This window comes from Pseudomonas sp. HY13-MNA-CIBAN-0226, from assembly GCF_040310305.1.
GTDB classification, from domain to species: Bacteria; Pseudomonadota; Gammaproteobacteria; order Pseudomonadales; family Pseudomonadaceae; genus Aquipseudomonas; species Aquipseudomonas gregormendelii.
Genome location: NZ_JBEOPS010000018.1, coordinates 98531 through 117980 on the forward strand (window position 1 = coordinate 98531; position 19450 = coordinate 117980).

The window sequence follows — 19450 nt, forward strand, 5'->3', positions numbered from 1 at the left end:
ACCAACCCAGAATCAGGCCAGTTTCTTGTGCCGTACACGATGCGGCTGGGCAGCTGCTTCGCCGAGACGCTTTTTGCGATCGGCTTCGTACTCGGTGTAGTTACCTTCGAAGAACACGGCTTGCGAGTCATCTTCGTACGCCAGGATGTGCGTCGCCACGCGGTCCAGGAACCACCGATCGTGAGAGATCACAATGGCGGCGCCCGGGAAGTCCAGCAGGGCTTCTTCCAGGGAGCGCAGGGTTTCAACGTCGAGGTCGTTGGACGGTTCGTCGAGCAGCAGGACGTTGCCACCCTCCTTCAGGGTCAGGGCCAGGTGCAGGCGACCGCGCTCACCACCGGACAGGTCCTTGACGAACTTCTGCTGATCGCCACCCTTGAAGTTGAAGCGACCCACGTAGGTACGCGACGGGATCTCGTAGTTGCCGATGCGGATCTGGTCGGAACCGTCGGAGATTTGCTGGAATACCGTCTTGCTGCCATCCAGGTCCTCACGGCTCTGGTCAACGCAAGCCAGTTGCACGGTTTCCCCGACTTCGATGGTGCCCGAATCCGGAGTCTCCTTGCCCATCAACATGCGGAACAGCGTGGATTTACCCGCGCCGTTACCGCCGATCACACCCACGATGGCGCCTTTGGGCATGGAGAACGACAGGTTGTCGATCAGCACGCGATCGCCGTAACCCTTGGAGACGTTCTTGAACTCGATGACCTTGTCACCCAGGCGCGGACCGGCCGGGATGTAGATCTCGTTGGTTTCGCTACGCTTCTGGAATTCCTGCGACTGCATTTCTTCGAAGCGTTGCAGACGAGCCTTGGACTTGGACTGGCGGGCCTTGGCGCCTTTGCGCACCCACTCCAGTTCTTCCTTCATGGCTTTTTCATGGGCTGACTGCTGCTTGGATTCTGCAGCCAGACGATTGGACTTGGCTTCAAGCCAGCCCGAATAGTTGCCCTCGTACGGGATACCGGCGCCGCGGTCGAGTTCGAGAATCCAGCCGGCAACGTTGTCCAGGAAGTACCGGTCGTGCGTGATCGCTACCACGGTGCCCGGGAAGTCATGGAGGAAGTGCTCCAGCCAGGCGACGGAATCGGCGTCCAGGTGGTTGGTCGGTTCGTCCAGGAGCAACATGTCCGGAGCCGACAACAGCAGGCGGCACAGCGCCACACGACGTTTTTCACCACCGGAGAGGAATTCGACCTTGGCGTCCCAGGCGGGCAAACGCAGTGCATCGGCCGCCACTTCCAGCTGACGATCCAGGTTGTGACCATCGCTGGCCTGCAGAATCGCCTCGAGCTTGGCCTGTTCAGCAGCCAGCTTGTCGAAGTCGGCATCTTCCTCGGCGTAAGCGGCGTAGACCTCGTCCAGGCGAGCCTGGGCGTTCTTGATCACGCTGACCGCTTCCTCGACCACTTCGCGCACAGTCTTGGTCGGATCCAGGATCGGTTCCTGCGGCAGGTAGCCGATGTTCAGTTCCGGCATCGGACGGGCTTCGCCCTCGAATTCGGTGTCGACGCCCGCCATGATTTTCAGCAGCGTGGACTTACCCGAACCGTTGAGGCCGAGCACGCCGATCTTGGCGCCAGGGAAGAAAGACAGCGAAATGTTTTTCAGGATTTCCCGCTTCGGCGGAACAACTTTTCCCAGCCGATGCATGGTGAAGACGTATTGAGCCATGGAGAACCTTGGGTCAGTGACAGATGAATGATTGGAGCGCGGGCGAGGCCCGGCCAGACCGTGCGCGCTGACCGCTTGATAGGGACCAATGCGTGCGCGCTGAAGAAAGTCTGATTCTAGGAGCTGGAACGCTCCCACGTAACCGGCAAAGCTACCTTAATGATGGATGGCAGTCCAGCCGAGCGGGACTGGCACTTTGCCACAACTCAAGGCATGCTAGCCGCCCTTCGGGCGTCCGGCTTATAGTGCGCGTCGCGCCAGCCCAGCCCTTGCGCAGGATTACACAGCTTGACTAACGTGCCTCCACCGTCTTCTGTGAACGATGCCCGTTCTGCGGCCGGCTCTCCCCTGCGCGGGACGTTAAAAGGTGGGCTGGCCACACTCGCATTACTGCTGCTGGCCCTACTCTTCTGGCAACTGCTCGACCAACTGCGCGAAACCCAAAAGAACCAGCGCCAGTACACCATCGACTTCACCGCCGACCTGGCTTCTCAAATCAGCCTGAATATGGCGCTGAACGCGCAGATCGCCCTGAACCTGCTGCCGATCGTCGAGCAGCCACAGACTCGCGAAGAACAGCAGGCGCTGCTGCGCAAAATCCAGCAGTCGCTGCCTGATGTACGCAGCCTGGCACTGCTCAGTCCGTCTGGGAAAGTGCTCAGCGACAGCGCCGTGGACAGTAACGATGCCGACTACCTGAGCCAGCTGGTTCAGCGCAGCCGCGCCCAGGCGCACTATTTCAGCAATGCCGACGACGGCTCGGTGGTCCATTTGCTGCTGCACCAGCCCAGCGGCAGCACTCGCGGTTACTGGGCGCTGCGCCTGTCTCCGGCCTTCTTCGCATCGCTGGCCAAGCAAAATGAGGCCGGCATCCGCCCACTGTGGCTGGTGGAAAACCGCATCAATCGGCAAATTGTCAGCCGCGATAACGCCGTGCCGGTATCGGAGCCAAGTGAACTGACGGCAGAGGACCTGGCCAACAGCGTATTGACGGTGCCTCTGAGCAGCAGCGACTGGCAACTGCGCGGGCTGTTCGACCGTCAGCGCGTGATCGAGCATCTGTTGCCCGCATTCATCGGCAAATGCCTGCTCGGGCTGGCCTTTTCCCTGCTGCCCTTCATCGCGCTGCTGAACATGCGCCGCCGCCAGCGCCAGTTGCATGAGGGGCGTCGACGCTATCAGGACATCTTCGAAGGCACCGGGGTCGCCCTGTGCGTACTGGATCTGTCCGGGCTCAAGAGTGCATTCGACAAGGCCCGCATCCTTGACACCGAACAGTTGCAAAGCTGGCTGGCAGTGCCAACGCAACGTGAACAGCTGCTGCGCGAAATGCGCATCACCGAAGTCAATGAGGTAGCCCTTCTGCTACTGGACGTCAATGCTCCGGAGGAGGCCTGGAAGCGCCTGATCGACGGTAATCCACTGACCAGCTCGGCCATCGGCCAGCCCATACTCGAAGCCGTTCTGCAGCGGCACAAACAGCTCGAACTGGAGATCCGCCTGCAGGACGCCAGCGGCCGTGATCAGCACTTGTGGCTGGTGCTGCGCCTGCCCGAGGACCAGAGCGACTATAAGGCAGTGATCCTGAGCATCACCGACGTCACCAGCCGCAAGCTTATCGAGCTGTCGCTGCTGGAACGTGAAGGATTCTGGTCCGATGTGGTACGCACGGTTCCGGATCACCTGTATGTGCAAGACGTCATCAGCCAGCGAATGATCTTCAGCAACCACCATCTGGGCCAGACCCTCGGCTACAACCGTACCGAGCTGCACCAGATGGGCGATTACTTCTGGGAAGTCCTGCTGCACGCCGATGATGCCGACTTGTATCATCGATCGCGCCAGGCCCAGCGCCACGGCGGTTACAGCCAGCTGATGCAATGCCAGTTACGCTTTCGCCACCGGGACGGCAAATGGCGCCGGTTCGAAGTGCGCGAACAAGCCCTGGCGCGGGACAAACATGACCAGGTCACGCGCATCATCGGCGTGGCCAAGGACATCACCGAGCAGATCGAAGCCAGCGAATCCCTGCGCGACAGCGAGCAGCGTTATCGCATGCTCGCCGAAAGCATCAGCGACGTGATTTTTTCCACCGACAGCGCAATGGCACTCAATTACGTCAGCCCCTCGGTGCATGCCGTGCTGGGCTATGACGTCGAATGGATCTTCCAGAACGGCTGGCAATCGACAATTGCCAACCCGCAGCAACTGACCGGTATCTACAGCCTGATGGACCGGATCAGCAAGGCGCTGAACAAACCTGACAGACTGGCGCTGTTGCGCGACCAGGTGCAAACCCAACTGTTCCTTTTCGACTGCCTGCGCGCCGACGGTCGCAAGGTCCCCATCGAGCTGCGCCTGGTGCTGGTCTGGGACGACCAGGGAGCCTTCGAAGGCGTGCTGGGGGTCGGTCGCGACATCAGTCAGCAACGCCGCGCCGAGAAAGATCTACGCATGGCGGCGACGGTGTTCGAGCACTCGACCTCGGCCATCCTGATCACCGACCCAGCCGGTTACATCGTGCAGGCCAACGAAGCCTTCAGCCGGGTCAGCGGTTACGCGGTCGAACAAGTGCTCGACCAGTTGCCGAACATGCTGACCGTCGACGAGCAACAGGACGCGCACCTGCGCTACGTGCTCAAACAGCTTAACGAGCACAGCACCTGGGAAGGCGAAGTGTGGCTCAAGCGGCGTAACGGCGAGCATTACCCGGCCTGGGTCGGCATCACCGCCGTGCTGGATGACGAAGGCGACCTGGCCAGCTATGTGTGCTTCTTCAGCGACATCAGCGAGCGCAAGGCCAGCGAACAGCGAATCCATCGCCTCGCCTACTACGACGCCCTGACTCACCTGCCCAACCGCACGCTGTTCCAGGATCGCCTGCACACCGCTCTGCAATCGGCGGAACGGCAGAAAGGCTGGGTGGTGCTGATGTTCCTCGACCTCGACCGGTTCAAGCCGATCAACGACTCCCTGGGCCATGCGGCCGGCGATCGCATGCTCAAGGAAATGGCCACGCGCCTGCTCGGCTGCGTCGACGATGATGACACTGTGGCCCGCATGGGCGGCGACGAGTTCACCTTGCTCCTGCAACCGCGGGCCAACCGCGAGATGGCGTTGAACCGGGCGATTCATGTGGCCGAACAGATTCTTGGCAGCCTGGTGAAACCCTTCGTGCTTGAAGGCCGGGAGTTTTTCGTCACCGCCAGTATCGGCATCGCCCTGAGCCCGCAAGACGGCAACGAGCTCAGTCAGCTGATGAAAAACGCCGATACCGCGATGTACCACGCCAAGGAGCGCGGCAAGAACAACTTCCAGTTCTATCAGGCCGACATGAACGCCAGTGCCCTGGAGCGCCTGGAGCTCGAGAGCGATTTGCGCCATGCCCTGGAGCAAGACGAATTCGTGTTGTATTACCAGCCGCAGTTCAGCGGCGACGGCAAGCGCCTGACGGGCGCCGAAGCCTTGCTGCGCTGGCGCCACCCTCGACGCGGGCTGGTACCACCGGGGGATTTCATTCCGGTGCTCGAGGAGCTTGGCCTGGTGGTTGATGTCGGCGACTGGGTCATCAGCGAAGCCTGCCGCCAGCTCAAGTCCTGGCACCAGGCCAAGGTTCGCGTGCCAAAAGTGTCGGTGAATATCTCGGCGCGGCAGTTCTCCGACGGCCAACTGGGCACGCGCATCGCCAACATCCTCAAGGAAACCGGCCTGCCCCCGGCGTGCCTGGAGCTGGAACTGACCGAAAGTATTCTGATGCGCGAAGTCAGCGAGGCGATGCAGATCCTCGACGGCTTGAAAAATCTCGGCCTGAGCATTGCGGTCGACGACTTCGGCACTGGCTATTCATCGCTTAACTACCTCAAGCAATTCCCGATCGACGTGCTGAAAATTGACCGCACGTTTGTCGATGGCCTGCCGTCCGGCGAACAGGACGCACAGATTGCCCGGGCAATCATCGCCATGGCCCACAGCCTCAACCTGGCGGTGATCGCCGAAGGCGTGGAAACCCAGGAGCAGCTGGATTTCCTGCGTGAGCATGGGTGCGATGAAGTTCAAGGGTATTTGTTCGGGAGGCCGATGCCGGCCAGCGGGTTTGAGGCGCAGTTCGGGCGCGAGACGTTGTTCGAGTTCGACTGAGATTTTTGCAGGGAGGCCATCGCCAGCAGGCTGGCTCCCACAAGAATTTGTGGTCGGTCAGGAAGTTTGCAGGCTATCGCAATTACTGTGGGAGCCAGCCTGCTGGCGATGGGGGCCGCACGATCACCGCTGATCCCGTCATGAAGCCCACTTGTCTGCGACATGATGTCCTTTCATATGCCATCTAAAACTCGTTAGGTTAGAATGCCCCCCTTTTCTGCCCCGATCCTTGAGGACCGCCATGTTCAGCCGTGATTTGACTATTGCCAAGTACGACGCCGATCTCTTTGCCGCCATGGAGCAAGAAGCTCAGCGCCAGGAAGAGCACATTGAGCTGATCGCTTCGGAAAACTACACCAGCCCTGCGGTGATGGAAGCTCAAGGCTCGGTACTGACCAACAAGTACGCCGAAGGCTACCCGGGCAAGCGCTACTACGGTGGCTGCGAGTTCGTCGACGTGGTCGAGCAGCTTGCTATCGATCGCGCCAAGGAACTGTTCGGCGCTGATTACGCCAACGTTCAGCCACACGCCGGTTCGCAAGCCAACAGCGCCGTTTACCTGGCTCTGCTGCAAGCGGGCGACACCATCCTGGGCATGAGCCTGGCACACGGTGGTCACCTGACCCACGGCGCCAGCGTTTCTTCCTCCGGCAAGCTGTACAACGCCGTTCAGTACGGCATCGACGCCAATGGCCTGATCGACTACGACGAAGTCGAGCGCCTGGCCGTTGAACACAAGCCGAAAATGATCGTGGCCGGTTTCTCCGCCTACTCGCAGATCCTCGACTTCCCGCGTTTCCGCGAGATCGCCGACAAGGTTGGCGCCTACCTGTTCGTTGACATGGCTCACGTGGCCGGTCTGGTCGCCGCTGGCGTCTACCCGAACCCGGTGCCATTCGCCGACGTGGTGACCACCACCACGCACAAGACCCTGCGTGGTCCACGTGGCGGCCTGATCCTGGCTCGCGCCAACGCCGACATCGAGAAGAAGCTCAACTCCGCGGTATTCCCGGGCGCCCAGGGTGGTCCGCTGGAGCACGTGATCGCCGCTAAGGCGATTTGCTTCAAGGAAGCGTTGCAGCCTGAGTTCAAAACCTACCAGCAACAAGTGGTGAAGAACGCCAAGGCCATGGCCGGCGTGTTCATCGAGCGCGGTTTTGACGTGGTATCGGGCGGTACTGAAAACCACCTGTTCCTGCTGTCGCTGATCAAGCAGGAAATCTCCGGTAAAGATGCCGACGCCGCTTTGGGCAAGGCTTTCATCACCGTGAACAAGAACTCCGTGCCTAACGATCCACGCTCCCCGTTCGTCACTTCCGGCCTGCGCTTCGGCACTCCGGCCGTGACCACTCGCGGCTTCAAGGAAGCTGAGTGCAAGGAACTGGCCGGCTGGATCTGCGACATCCTGGCAGACCTGAACAACGAAGCGGTGATCGACGCCGTTCGTGAGAAGGTCAAGGCCATCTGCAAGAAGCTGCCGGTGTACGGCGCTTAATTGCGACGTTAAACCCGCAGGATGAAAAACCGGCCAAGTGATTGGCCGGTTTTTTTTCGCCCCCGATATTCCCCCGTAGCGCGGCTTACGCCGCTGGTCAGACCGGTCATGCCAATTCTAGTCAGCACACTTGAAATTCAGGAAAAACCCAGCGTAGACTGCGCCTGCACTGGACATACCGGTAAGACCACAATAATTAAGTCCTGAATCTGAGCGCCCAAGCGCCGGCAGCCAGGACACCGACCAGGATTCCTCCCATGCTCAGATGGTGCTCGCGTTCAATCTTCCTCCAAGTGGTTCTCGGACTGGTGCTCGGCATCGTCTGCGGGCTGACCCTCCCTGAATACTCTGCACAGCTCAAACCGCTGGGCGATGGTTTCATCAAACTGATCAAGATGCTCATCGGCCTGATCGTGTTCTGCGTGGTGGTCAGTGGCATCAGCGGTGCCGGCGACCTGAAGAAGGTCGGACGCATTGGCCTCAAATCGGTGATCTACTTCGAAATCCTGACCACCATCGCCTTGGTCATCGGCCTGGTATTCGCCTTCAGCACCGGCATTGGCAGCGGCGCCAACATTCACCTGGATCAGCTTTCCGCCGCCGACATGGGTGACATCGCCCAGCGCGGCGAGCATATGCACACCACCACGCAGTTCCTGATGGACCTGATTCCCACGTCGGTGGTAGGTGCCTTTGCCGACAACAACATCCTGCAAGTGCTGCTGTTCTCGGTCCTGTTTGGCAGCGCACTCAACCTGGTGGGTGAAGCGGCGTCGGGCATCTCCCGGCTGATCAACGAGCTGAGCCATGTGATCTTTCGCATCATGGGCATGATCGTGCGCCTGGCGCCGATCGGCGTGTTCGGCGCCATCGCGTTCACCACCAGCAAATACGGCCTGGACTCCCTGCAGCATCTGGGCAGCCTGGTGGGTTTGTTCTACCTGACCTGCGTGGCCTTCGTCTCGCTGATCCTCGGCCTGGTGATGCGCGTGTCCGGCCTGCGGATGTGGCCGCTGCTCAAGTACCTGCGTGAAGAACTGCTGATCGTCATGGGCACCGCCTCCTCCGACGCCGTACTGCCGCAGATCATGCGCAAGCTCGAGCACCTGGGCATCGGCAGCTCGACGGTAGGGCTGGTGATCCCTACGGGTTACTCGTTCAACCTCGACGGTTTCTCGATCTACCTGACCCTCGCCATCGTCTTTATTGCCAATGCGACCGGCACGCCACTGGCAATGACCGATCTGCTGACGATTCTGCTGGTCTCGCTGATCACCTCCAAAGGTGCCCACGGGATACCCGGCTCGGCGCTGGTGATCCTGGCGGCGACACTCACGGCTATCCCGGCGATTCCGGTGGTGGGTCTGGTGCTCGTCCTCGCGGTCGACTGGTTCATGGGGATCGGCCGAGCGCTGACCAACCTGATCGGCAATTGTGTGGCAACAGTGGCCATTGCCCGCTGGGAAAAAGACATCGATATCCAGCGCGCAAACAAGGTGCTTTCCGGCCAGGTGGGTTATACCTTCCAGCCGAGAAAACCAGTCGGTCCCGCGCACCAGCAGGAATTTTGAATCACTGCCGTGCCTGCCCAGGGGCGGGCACGGTCATCAAACGTTTTGAATGCTCATGGAGCGAACAGTGATTACCTCGTCGACCGTTGTGAACTCAGTCGTGGAAAAACTTCGGGCCGCTCTGGCCCGCGGCCAGTGGCGCTCCGGCGAAATGCTCCCGGGGCAACGGGAACTGGCAGAACAATTGGGCATCAGCCGCCCGAGTTTGCGGGAGGCCGTCATCGTCCTGGAAACGCTAGGTCTGGTGCGGTCCATGCCGGGCAAGGGTGTTGTGGTCCTGGAGGCCAATCTCAGCGACAGCCAGTCCCATGACAGTGCGGTGGCGGGGGCGAGCCTGGAAGACGTGCTGCAACTGCGCTACACCCTTGAGCCGTTCATTGTCGGGCTGGTCGCGCAGTCCATCAGCAGCAAGGAAGTCGGGCAGTTGCGTCTCACGCTGATGGACATGCGCGAAGCCCTGGAAGCCAACGACAGCGAAGCCGGGGTGAATGCCTACATCGCGTTCCATGAAGAGCTGTTCACCCTGACGTCGAATCCGATTTTCCAGAGTGTGGTGCAGCAAACCAGCAACGCCCTCAAGCAAAGCGCCGAGGTGCTGCGCAACTCCCCGGAACACCTGGCTGAACGTCTCGAAGAGAACGAAGCCGTGGTGCGGGCGATCCGCAGCAAGAACAGCGCCCAGGCCAGTGCCGAGATGCGTCGTCACATTCTTCGGGAAGGTCAGCGCATGGGCATCGAATTGAATATTCCAGACGACAACCTTCGCAGTTGAACACGCCTGGAACTGGAGACCGGCCATGAACAGCTTCGCTTCACCTCAGAATCTCGGCGCCCTGCCCTGCGCCCTGCCGCTCAATGATCTTTATGCGCGGGTGTTCGATGCCATTCTCGACCAGCGCATCAATGCGGGCAGTCGGTTTACTGAAGACAGCCTGGCGCAAATGTTCAGCGCCCGTCGCAGCGACATTCGTGGTGTGCTGAGCGGCCTTTCGCATCAGCAGATCATTATTCTGCGGCCCAATCATCGGCCTCGGGTCGCTTTGCTCGATCGCGAACAGATCCGCCAGACTTTGCATGCACGGCGGTTGACGGAAAACACGCTGGTGCAACTCGCCTGTCGGAACAGTGGCCGCCAGGATTTCAAACGGTTGCACGCGCTGCTCGAACAGGAGCACAGCTGTACCGAACAGGCACCAGCTATTCGGCTGTCAGGAGAGTTTCATTTGCTGTTGGCAGAGATGGCGGGGAATGCACCATTGGCGCATTTCCTGGGCAGTCTGGTGCCCTTGACCTCGCTGGCGATTGCACAGGCTGATGCACACCCAGCGAATTGTTGCGATTGGCAGGCACATCAGGGAATCCTGGACGCGGTGGAGTGCGGGAATGAAACGATGGCGAAGACACTGCTGAACCGACACCTGGATCAACTGGAGGAGCTTTTGATGAACATGCCCTCCATGACCGGCCGCAATCGCGCTGCCGGCTAGGCCGCCTTCGCGAGCGGGCCCGCTCCTGCAAGGGATGCGTGCATGACCCAAAGCTTGTGGCAGACACAGGTCAGAATGTGGGAGCGGGCTTGCTCGCGAACAGGCCCGCAAACACCCTGAATATCACTGTGTTTACTCTGCTGCCACCCGCGCAAATCCTTCCCGAATTTTCTCTTCCGGCAGATCATCCGCAATAAAGACGATCACGCTTTCGCGCGGCTCGCCAGGCGCCCACTCGGTGTCCCAGTCGAAGCCATACAACTTCAGCACCCCTTGAAACACCATCCGCCGCGGTTCGCCGGCGATGCTCAAAACGCCTTTGTAACGCAGCAATTGCTTGCCATGCGCTTCCAGCAGTTCATTCATGAACTCGCTGAGCTTGTCGATATCCAGCGGCTTGTCGGTCCGCAGGACCAGGCTGGAAATGCGGTCAATGGAGGGGGCCTTGCTCACCGGGCGCAGGCTCAAGCCACTGCCGAGGTCGGCATTGAGATTGAAGCCCCGGACGTCGAGCAGTTCAGCCAGGTCGATCTTGCCGTGGTCGACCAGGCGAATGGGTGCACGACGATTGATGCGGGTCAGGCGCTCGCTCAACGCGGTGAAAGTTGCCTCGTCCACGAGGTCTCGCTTGCTCACCAGCAGACGGTCGGCAAACCCGATTTGCGCCTGGGCGATAGTCTGGGCCAGGTGCGTATCGGCGTGGGCTGCATCCACCAGGGTGATAATGCCGTCGAGAATGTAGCGCTCGCGCAGCTCTTCATCGATGAAGAAAGTTTGCGCCACAGGTGCCGGATCGGCGAGCCCGGTGCATTCGATCACCAGGCGATCGAAGGCGATCTCACCACTGTCCAGGCGTTCAAGCAGCAGGAACAGGGCTTTGGTCAGATCGGTGTGGATAGTGCAGCAGACGCAGCCGTTGGACAGCGTCATCACTTGCACCGGCTCCTCGCCCAGCAGCTGGGTGTCGATGCCGGCATCGCTGAATTCGTTCTCGATCACGGCGATTTTCAGACCGTGCTCGGTTTTGAGCAGGTGGCGCAAAAGTGTGGTCTTCCCGGCGCCGAGGAAGCCGCTGAGGATGGTGACTGGGATAGGGGCTGACAAAATAAGGTCTCCCGGACTCGAAAAAAACTGTAGGAGCAAGGCCTGCCCGCGATGGCGTCCGAAAGATCGCCATCGCGGGCAGGCCTTGCTCCCACAGTGTGTGTGTGTTGCCTAGACCCTGTGCATCAACAGCACTTCGGCCCACCCTTGCCGCCGTAACGCGCTTCCTGACGTTCCCTGAAGAACATCTCGTAGCTCATCACCGGCTTGTCCGGGTGATTGGTTTGCATATGCTCGACGTAGTTGTCGTAGTCGGGCATGCCGACCATCAGGCGCGCGGCCTGACCGAGGTATTTACCGAGGCGACTCAGGTCATTGAACATGTTTGCAATCCTCGATTACGCATCCGGCAGGGCCTGGAATGGCGCTTCTTTATCCGTACGTTCCTTTTTACCCCAGGCGGCAATACCGACCTTGATGGCATAGAACAGGATGCTGAATACCACGAACAGGAACAATGCCGTCAGCGTTGCGTTGGTGTATGCGTTGTAGATCACGTGCTGCATCTGGTTGATGTCCTTGGCTGGTGCGAGGATCTGGCCGTTGGCCAACGCATCGCTGTATTTTTTCGCCAGGGACAGGAAACCGATCGCCGGGTTGGCATCGAACAGCTTGATGAAACCTGCGGTCACGGTGCAGATCAGCAGCCAGACCGCTGGCAGCATGGTCACCCAGATGTAGCGTTGACGTTTCATTTTAATCAACACGACCGTCGCCAGCATCAGCGCGATACCCGCCAGCATCTGGTTGGAGATACCGAACAGCGGCCACAGGGTGTTGATGCCGCCCAGTGGATCGATCACGCCCTGGTACAGCAGATACCCCCACATCGCCACACAGCCGGCGGTGGCAATCAGGTTGGCGGTCCAGGACTCAGTGCGCTTCAGTGCCGGCACGAATGAGCCGAGCAGATCCTGCAGCATGAAGCGTCCGGCACGGGTACCGGCATCCACGGCCGTCAGGATGAACAGCGCCTCGAAGAGGATCGCAAAGTGGTACCAGAACGCCATGGTGTTTTCACCTGGCAGCACACTGTGCAGGATTTGCGCGATACCCACCGCGAGGGTCGGCGCACCACCGGCACGTGCCAGGATGGTGGTTTCACCAATGTCCTTGGCTACCGCCTGCAAGGCTTCCGGCGTGATCGCAAAACCCCAGCTGCTGACGGTTTGCGCGACGGTGACCACATCCGAACCGACGATGGCCGCCGGGCTGTTCATGGCGAAGTACACACCCGGTTCGATCACCGACGCGGCAACCATCGCCATGATTGCCACGAAGGATTCCATCAGCATGCCGCCGTAACCGATGTAGCGGGCATGGCTTTCATTCGCCAACAGCTTCGGCGTGGTGCCGGAAGAGATCAGCGCGTGGAAACCCGAGACCGCGCCACAGGCAATGGTGATGAACAGGAACGGGAACAAACCGCCCTTCCACACCGGGCCGGTGCCATCGATGAACTGGGTCAATGCCGGCATTTTCAGATCCGGCATGGTGACCAGGATGCCGATTGCCAAGGCAATGATGGTGCCGATCTTCAGGAAGGTCGACAGGTAGTCACGGGGTGCCAGGATCAGCCACACCGGCAGCACCGCAGCGACAAAACCGTAACCAATCAGCATCCAGGTAATCTGGATCCCGGTGAAGGTAAACGCCTTGGCCCAGAACGGATCGGCAGCAATCTGCCCGCCGAGCCAGATCGACCCCAGCAGCAACAGCACGCCGATGATGGAAATTTCACCGATGCGACCGGGGCGGATGTAGCGCATGTAGATGCCCATGAACATCGCAATCGGGATGGTCGCCATCACCGTGAAGATCCCCCACGGGCTCTCGGCCAGGGCCTTGACCACGATCAGCGCCAGCACCGCGAGGATGATGATCATGATCAGGAAGCAGCCGAACAGTGCGATGGTTCCCGGTATGCGGCCCATCTCTTCACGGACCATATCCCCCAGGGAGCGGCCGTTACGACGGGTGGACAGGAACAGGATCATGAAGTCCTGCACCGCACCGGCCAGCACCACCCCGGCGATCAGCCACAGGGTACCGGGCAAATAGCCCATCTGCGCCGCCAGGACTGGACCGACCAAAGGCCCCGCGCCGGCGATGGCCGCGAAGTGGTGACCAAACAGGATGTGTTTGTTGGTAGGGACGTAGTCCAGACCGTCATTGTTGAGTACGGCGGGGGTGGCCCGTCGCGGGTCAAGCTGCATCACATTGTTAGCGATGAACAGGCTGTAGTAACGGTACGCGACCAGATAGATGGCCACTGCCGCGACCACAATCCACAAGGCGTTGATCGCCTCACCTCGACGCAATGCCACTACGCCCAGGGCGCACGCTCCTACGATCGCCAGCAGCAGCCAGGGTATGTGGCGTAGCAGGCTATTATTATTTTTCATTTTATGATTCCAGCCAGGGTGGACAAGAAAGACAGCCACCCCGAGTTTAGCTGGCCTGACGGCAAAGGCCATACCCCGACATTGGTCTAGAGCCATGTCCCTGCTGGCGGCCGCGCACCCTGCGGGTCTATAGTCAGCAAACATTTCGAGGAACGCGCCATGAGCCAGCAACCCGCCGAACGCCGCCGCTTCACACGTATTGCGTTCGATGCCAGAACCGAGCTGGGCCAAGGGCAGTCCATCTGGCCAGTAAAGCTGATCGATCTTTCACTCAAGGGGCTGCTGATCGAGCGTCCTGAACCATGGCTGGGTGATGCACAACAGGATTTTTCCGTCGAAATTCACCTGACCGATGAGGTCGAGATCAAGATGGATGTGCAGCTCACCCATCAGGAGCGCGGCCAACTGGGGTTTGTCTGCCGCCACATCAGCCTGGAATCCATCGAGCGCCTGCGGCGGTTGATCGAGTTCAACCTGGGAGACCCGCAGGAGCTGGAGCGGGAGCTGGGCGCACTGATTGAAGTCTGACGCTCCCACAGGGAAGACCCAACTGCCAAAAATCACTCGAACAACGCATCCAACGCCTGCTCCAGCCGCGTCACTGCAATTATCTGCAACCCTGCCGGTGCTTCCTTGGGCGCATTCCCCTTGGGCACGATGGCGCGTTTGAAGCCATGCTTGGCCGCTTCCTTCAAGCGTTCCTGACCGCTGGGCACCGGACGTACTTCACCGGACAACCCAACTTCACCGAACACCAGCAGGTCATGGGGCAAGGGACGATTGCGCAAGCTGGACATCACCGCCGCCATCAGCGCCAGGTCCGACGCGGTTTCCAGCACTTTCACGCCGCCTACCACGTTGAGGAACACATCCTGGTCGTGGGTTGGAATACCACCATGGCGGTGCAGCACGGCGAGCAACATTGCGAGCCTGTTCTGATCCAGGCCCAGGGTCACCCGGCGCGGGTTAGCCAGATGGCTGTCGTCTACCAGCGCCTGGACTTCCACCAGCATCGGCCGGGTGCCTTCCCACGTCGCCATGACCACGCTGCCCGGTACTTCTTCCTGGGCACGCGTGAGAAAAATCGCCGAAGGGTTGGAGACTTCCTTGAGCCCTTTGTCCGTCATGCCGAACACGCCCAGTTCATTGACCGCGCCAAAGCGGTTCTTCACTGCACGCAACAGCCGCAGGCGGCCATCGGATTCGCCCTCGAAATACAGCACGGTGTCGACCATGTGCTCGAGCACCCGCGGCCCCGCCAGCGCGCCTTCCTTGGTGACGTGGCCGACCAGGAAGATCGCCGTGCCGCTCTGCTTGGCATAACGCACCAGCAACGCGGCGCTCTCCCGGACCTGGGACACACCACCCGGGGCCGACTGCAGCTGCTCGGTGAAAATCGTCTGGATCGAGTCGATTACCATGACCTTGGGCTTTTCCACCCGCGCCGTGGCGATGATGGTTTCGATGCAGGTCTCGGTCATCACGCGTAGCTGGTCCTGGGGCAATCCCAGGCGCCGGGCACGCATGGCCACTTGCTGCTGCGATTCCTCACCGGTGACATACAGCGCCGGCATGCTCTTGGCCAGATTGCACAGGGTCTGCAGGAGGATGGTCGACTTGCCGATCCCCGGGTCACCGCCGATCAGCACCACCGAACCGTCGACCAGACCACCGCCCAGGACTCGATCGAGTTCACTGGAGGCAGTGGAGAACCGCGGGATTTCTTCAACGCTGACTTCGGCCAGCGTCTTGATTTGCGCTTGCTGGCCAGTCCAGCCGGTGCGACCGCTGGGAGGTGCCGCCCCACCGCTCTCGACCATGGTTTCAGTCAAGGTGTTCCAAGCGCCGCACTCGCCGCACTGTCCGGCCCACTTGGGGAAAGTTGAGCCGCACTCGGTGCAGCCGTACATGCGTTTGGCCTTGGCCATCTTGACTCCCGGCAAAAACCGGGATGATAGCGCAGCTGGAACGGATACGCGCGCAGCAATACGGAACAGTCGAGAGCCTTAGTTGCCTTTGGACAAGTTACCCAACTGCCATCCAACTGTAATCTATTAACTTGTACCAGACCTCCTGATCAGTATCCGCCGCGTCCTAATTAATACTCGAAACATCAGCACCATCGCCAACAAGGAAAATCACCATCTACTAACCAAACATGCACTTTCAGAAGTAACTCACTGAAACAGTAGTTCGCTAAAACACGCTGAGCGCCCAACAATCATGAGGTTTTTGTAAACTTTTCGCCGGCAGCCGGGTCGACTGCTGGCAAGCTCTAAAGCAGCCGTTTCGAGCAAAAACCGAATTGCTGAATTACACTGCGGCTACCAACCAATCCGTACAAGGAATCAACCAATGGGCGTGATCAGTGAGTTCAAGGCCTTCGCGGTCAAGGGAAATGTGGTCGACATGGCGGTCGGCATCATCATCGGTGCGGCCTTTGGCAAGATCGTTTCGTCGTTCGTCGGCGACGTGATCATGCCGCCGCTCGGCCTGTTGATCGGGGGTGTTGATTTCAGTGACCTGGCCGTCACCCTGAAGGCTGGAGAGGGAACCACCCCGGCCGTGATGCTGGCCTACGGCAAGTTCATTCAGAGCGTGATCGACTTCATCATCGTCGCCTTCGCGATCTTCATGGGTGTGAAAGCCATCAACCGCCTCAAGCGCGAAGAAGCCGTTGCCCCGACCGTGCCGCCTGTTCCGACCAAGGAAGAAGTGTTGCTGGGGGAAATTCGCGACCTCCTGAAGGTGCAGAACGAGCGGCCGCGGAACCTGGAATAACCAGCAAAACGGCGCCTTTTCGGCGCCGTTTTCTCACCAGTAGGTTTCCACCGCCACTTGCCCGGGGCGGCGGCTGAGACTCAGGTGCATGCCCCTGCGCTTCAGCAGTTGACGCGTGTCATCGATCATTTGCGGGTTGCCGCACAGCATCACCCTCGAATGTTCCGGCGTGAGAGTCAGCCCCGCCGCGCCCTCCAGGTCGCCGTTTTCTATCAGTGTGGTGATTCGTCCATTCAGGGCACCCGCGTGAGACTCGCGCGTGACAATGGGGATGAACTGTAGCTTGTGCGCATGCTCGGCCAGGTAGTCGCGCTGCGCCAGCCCGGCGATCAGCTCCTGATACGCCAACTCTGCAGCTTCTCGCACGCTGTAGACCAGGATGATGCGTTCGAACCGCTCCCACACCTCAAAGTCCTGCAGGATCGACAGGAACGGCGCGACGCCGGTACCGGTGGCCAGTAACCAAAGGTCACGGCCGTCCACAAAACGATCGAGTGTGAGGTAACCGAATGCCTGGCGATCTATCAGCAGCGAGTCTCCTTTGACCAGCCGGCTCAGCTCGCTGGTGAATTCGCCATTGGGCACCACGATGGAAAAGAATTCGAGAAACTCGTCATGGGGCGAGGAGACCATCGAATACGCACGCCACACCGTGCTGCCGTCGGCTTTGGTAACGCCCAGGCGCGCAAACTGGCCCGCGCGAAAGCGGAACCCGGGATCCCTTGTAGTGCGCAAGGTGAACAGGTTCGGCGTCAGGGGCTGAACGTCGAGCAAGGTCTGGCGGGTAAATTTTTCTGCACTGGCAGTCATGGGTCGCTCCATTAAACAGAGGCTTGCAGTTTCCCGCAAAAACGCAAAATTAAACACCGACGATGGGTAATGGCTTTAAACGGAGCACCAACAGAATGTTTAACCGGTTCGTTAGTCACGCCTCGTATTAAACGCAGCATCTAAACCTCCTTTGCACAATCCAAATTGTCTTAGAACCAACCGTTTGAAATATGTGTAATTGCGCCGACATAATAGTGAAACTTCTGAGGTAATAATCCTACACCCTACACCCTGCAACGTGCTGGACCTCGGCTACCCCACAAGCTGGGACTAGATGCGATAAGGAAAGAGCAGAAGACCGTGACCCAATAGTGGCATATTGCAATTGCGCAATGTTACCCATGGCAAGAACCGTGGAGCTTTTTTCCCGCAGTCCATGGTCATGGGACACTGATTGCAGGGAGTACTGCGGGGTTTCTCGCGCCTTCGGCTGTTCGTTGAAAAATGCCGCGAGTAATCCTTAAGAAAAAAAAGTACCATTTGCGGTCCTTCCTGAGTGATGACATGCCCTCCCGCATGACGCAGTGCACTCGGCCGGATCAGCCCGCAACAGGCCCTTGGCGGCGGGAACCCCGTTGATTACCAAGAGCCACACTCCATGCCTTTGCTCGAAACACCCTTCGCCCGCCTCGACCTGATCCGCCAGCCCGAACAGTCGAATGAACCGCTGCAGGCATTTGATGCCGCCGACGAGTACTTGCTCAATCACCTGGCGCAGCTGCAACCGACCGCTCAGACGCGGGTTCTGGTGCTTAATGACAGCTTTGGGGCACTGGCTGCGAGCCTGGCCGGTAAAGTTCAGGTCACCAGCAGTGGCGACTCGTTCCTGGCATTCCAGGGCCTGGAAAAAAATCTGGTCCGCAATGGCCATGCCTTCGATGCAGTGCCGACAGTACCCGCCCATCAGTCTTTTGCCGGCCCGTTCGATCAGGTGTTGATCCGGGTCCCGAAAACCCTGGCCCTGCTGGAAGAGCAACTGATCCGCCTGCAAGGGCAACTGGCGCCCGGCGCCCAGGTGGTGGCCGCCGCCATGATCAAGCATCTGCCCCGCGCTGCGGGTGATCTGCTCGAACGTTACATTGGCCCGGTACAGGCCTCGCTGGCGGTCAAGAAGGCCCGGTTGTTGATCGCCACTGCCGAACCCAAGCCTGCGGCGGTGTCGCCCTACCCGACCCGTTATCAGCTGGATGCACCGGCCATCGAGTTGCTCAATCACGCCAACGTGTTCTGCCGCGAAGGCCTCGACATCGGCACCCGGGCTTTTCTTGCGCACTTGCCGAACAATCTCGGCACAGCGCGGGTCGCAGACCTGGGCTGTGGCAATGGCGTGCTGGCGATCGCCAGCGCGCTGCAGAACCCTGAGGCGCACTACACGCTGGTCGACGAGTCGTTCATGGCGGTGCAATCGGCGAGCGAAAACTGGCGCGCAGCGCTAGGTGACCGGGAAGTCCTGGTGCGCGCCGGTGATGGCCTGGCCGAACAGGCCGCGCAGTCGCTGGATGTAGTGCTGTGCAACCCACCGTTCCACCAGCAGCAAGTCGTCGGCGACTTCCTCGCCTGGCGCATGTTCCAACAGGCCCGTGAAGCGCTGGTGGTCGGTGGTGCGCTGTACATCGTGGGCAACCGTCACCTGGGCTATCACAGCAAACTCGCGCGGCTGTTTCGCGGCGTCGAACAGGTGGCGGCGACGCCGAAGTTCGTGATTCTCAAAGCGCGAAAATAATCCAGGCAAAAAAAAACCTCCCTTCCAGGAGGTTTTTTTATGCGCCCATCTCAATGCGTGCTCAGGCCTGCTGCGTTCATGAACATGCGCATCAGGCTGGCGACGATGAACAATGCGCCGACGCTGCCGACCCAGATCATTGCCAGCCAGCCAAGGCGTTGCCATAGCGGCTTCTTCTCTGCGGCTTCGATTTCATGTAGCGAATGTTTACCGGCCATGACTTTCTACCCTCCTATTAA

15 protein-coding genes are annotated in these 19450 nt (G+C 59.9%); 8 read left to right on the forward strand and 7 right to left on the reverse strand.

The window, feature by feature from the left end:
- Window positions 1-12 precede the first annotated feature (12 nt).
- Complete coding sequence (gene ettA / locus AAEZ05_RS20105) at window positions 13-1677, reverse strand: energy-dependent translational throttle protein EttA (RefSeq protein ID WP_045059336.1); 1665 nt, start codon at window positions 1675-1677, stop codon at window positions 13-15.
- 288 nt (window positions 1678-1965) lie between these two features.
- Between ettA and AAEZ05_RS20110 the strand changes: the two genes are divergently transcribed.
- The 5 genes from AAEZ05_RS20110 to AAEZ05_RS20130 all read left to right on the forward strand — a co-directional run bounded on the left by AAEZ05_RS20110 (window position 1966) and on the right by AAEZ05_RS20130 (window position 10367).
- Window positions 1966-5814, forward strand: a complete 3849-nt coding sequence (locus AAEZ05_RS20110) for a sensor domain-containing protein (RefSeq protein WP_350648539.1) — start codon at window positions 1966-1968, stop codon at window positions 5812-5814.
- 241 nt (window positions 5815-6055) lie between these two features.
- On the forward strand, window positions 6056-7309 hold the full coding sequence (gene glyA, locus AAEZ05_RS20115; RefSeq protein WP_054051411.1) for a serine hydroxymethyltransferase: 1254 nt from the start codon (window positions 6056-6058) through the stop codon (window positions 7307-7309).
- A gap of 257 nt (window positions 7310-7566) precedes the next feature.
- The gene (locus AAEZ05_RS20120) at window positions 7567-8880 is read left to right on the forward strand and encodes a C4-dicarboxylate transporter DctA (RefSeq protein WP_045059333.1); all 1314 of its coding nucleotides are present in this window, start codon (window positions 7567-7569) and stop codon (window positions 8878-8880) included.
- Window positions 8881-8947: 67 nt separating this feature from the next.
- Window positions 8948-9652 carry a FadR/GntR family transcriptional regulator gene (locus AAEZ05_RS20125; protein WP_045059332.1) on the forward strand — a complete coding sequence of 235 codons (705 nt, stop codon included), beginning with the start codon at window positions 8948-8950 and terminating at the stop codon, window positions 9650-9652.
- A gap of 25 nt (window positions 9653-9677) precedes the next feature.
- Window positions 9678-10367 carry a GntR family transcriptional regulator gene (locus AAEZ05_RS20130; RefSeq protein ID WP_350648542.1) on the forward strand — a complete coding sequence of 230 codons (690 nt, stop codon included), beginning with the start codon at window positions 9678-9680 and terminating at the stop codon, window positions 10365-10367.
- Window positions 10368-10499: 132 nt separating this feature from the next.
- On the opposite strand, the gene yjiA is transcribed toward AAEZ05_RS20130, so the two are convergent.
- The 3 genes from yjiA to AAEZ05_RS20145 all read right to left on the reverse strand — a co-directional run bounded on the left by yjiA (window position 10500) and on the right by AAEZ05_RS20145 (window position 13876).
- Window positions 10500-11471, reverse strand: coding sequence for a GTPase (gene yjiA, locus AAEZ05_RS20135; protein WP_045059330.1), 972 nt, complete (start codon window positions 11469-11471; stop codon window positions 10500-10502).
- A gap of 125 nt (window positions 11472-11596) precedes the next feature.
- Entirely contained in the window at window positions 11597-11794 is a 198-nt protein-coding gene (locus tag AAEZ05_RS20140) for a YbdD/YjiX family protein (protein WP_028620750.1), read from the reverse strand.
- Window positions 11795-11809: 15 nt separating this feature from the next.
- Window positions 11810-13876, reverse strand: a complete 2067-nt coding sequence (locus AAEZ05_RS20145) for a carbon starvation CstA family protein (RefSeq protein WP_045059329.1) — start codon at window positions 13874-13876, stop codon at window positions 11810-11812.
- 159 nt (window positions 13877-14035) lie between these two features.
- Here AAEZ05_RS20145 and AAEZ05_RS20150 point away from each other — a divergent pair, with 159 nt between their 5' ends.
- The gene (locus AAEZ05_RS20150) at window positions 14036-14404 is read left to right on the forward strand and encodes a PilZ domain-containing protein (protein WP_045059328.1); all 369 of its coding nucleotides are present in this window, start codon (window positions 14036-14038) and stop codon (window positions 14402-14404) included.
- A gap of 32 nt (window positions 14405-14436) precedes the next feature.
- Here the strand turns inward: AAEZ05_RS20150 and radA are convergent, their stop codons facing one another.
- Window positions 14437-15804 (reverse strand): DNA repair protein RadA, encoded by a 1368-nt coding sequence (gene radA / locus AAEZ05_RS20155; protein ID WP_045059327.1) that lies wholly within the window; start codon window positions 15802-15804, stop codon window positions 14437-14439.
- 427 nt (window positions 15805-16231) lie between these two features.
- Here radA and mscL point away from each other — a divergent pair, with 427 nt between their 5' ends.
- A complete protein-coding gene (gene mscL, locus AAEZ05_RS20160; RefSeq protein ID WP_045059326.1) occupies window positions 16232-16657 on the forward strand; it encodes a large-conductance mechanosensitive channel protein MscL in 426 nt (141 codons plus the stop codon).
- Window positions 16658-16690: 33 nt separating this feature from the next.
- On the opposite strand, the gene AAEZ05_RS20165 is transcribed toward mscL, so the two are convergent.
- A complete protein-coding gene (locus tag AAEZ05_RS20165; protein WP_205893990.1) occupies window positions 16691-17467 on the reverse strand; it encodes a ferredoxin--NADP reductase in 777 nt (258 codons plus the stop codon).
- A 619-nt stretch (window positions 17468-18086) separates the two neighbouring features.
- On the opposite strand from AAEZ05_RS20165, the gene AAEZ05_RS20170 reads away from it, so the two are divergent.
- A complete protein-coding gene (locus AAEZ05_RS20170) occupies window positions 18087-19211 on the forward strand; it encodes a methyltransferase (protein ID WP_350648544.1) in 1125 nt (374 codons plus the stop codon).
- A gap of 50 nt (window positions 19212-19261) precedes the next feature.
- On the opposite strand, the gene AAEZ05_RS20175 is transcribed toward AAEZ05_RS20170, so the two are convergent.
- Complete coding sequence (locus AAEZ05_RS20175) at window positions 19262-19429, reverse strand: DUF2474 domain-containing protein (RefSeq protein ID WP_082069162.1); 168 nt, start codon at window positions 19427-19429, stop codon at window positions 19262-19264.
- Window positions 19430-19450 lie beyond the last annotated feature (21 nt).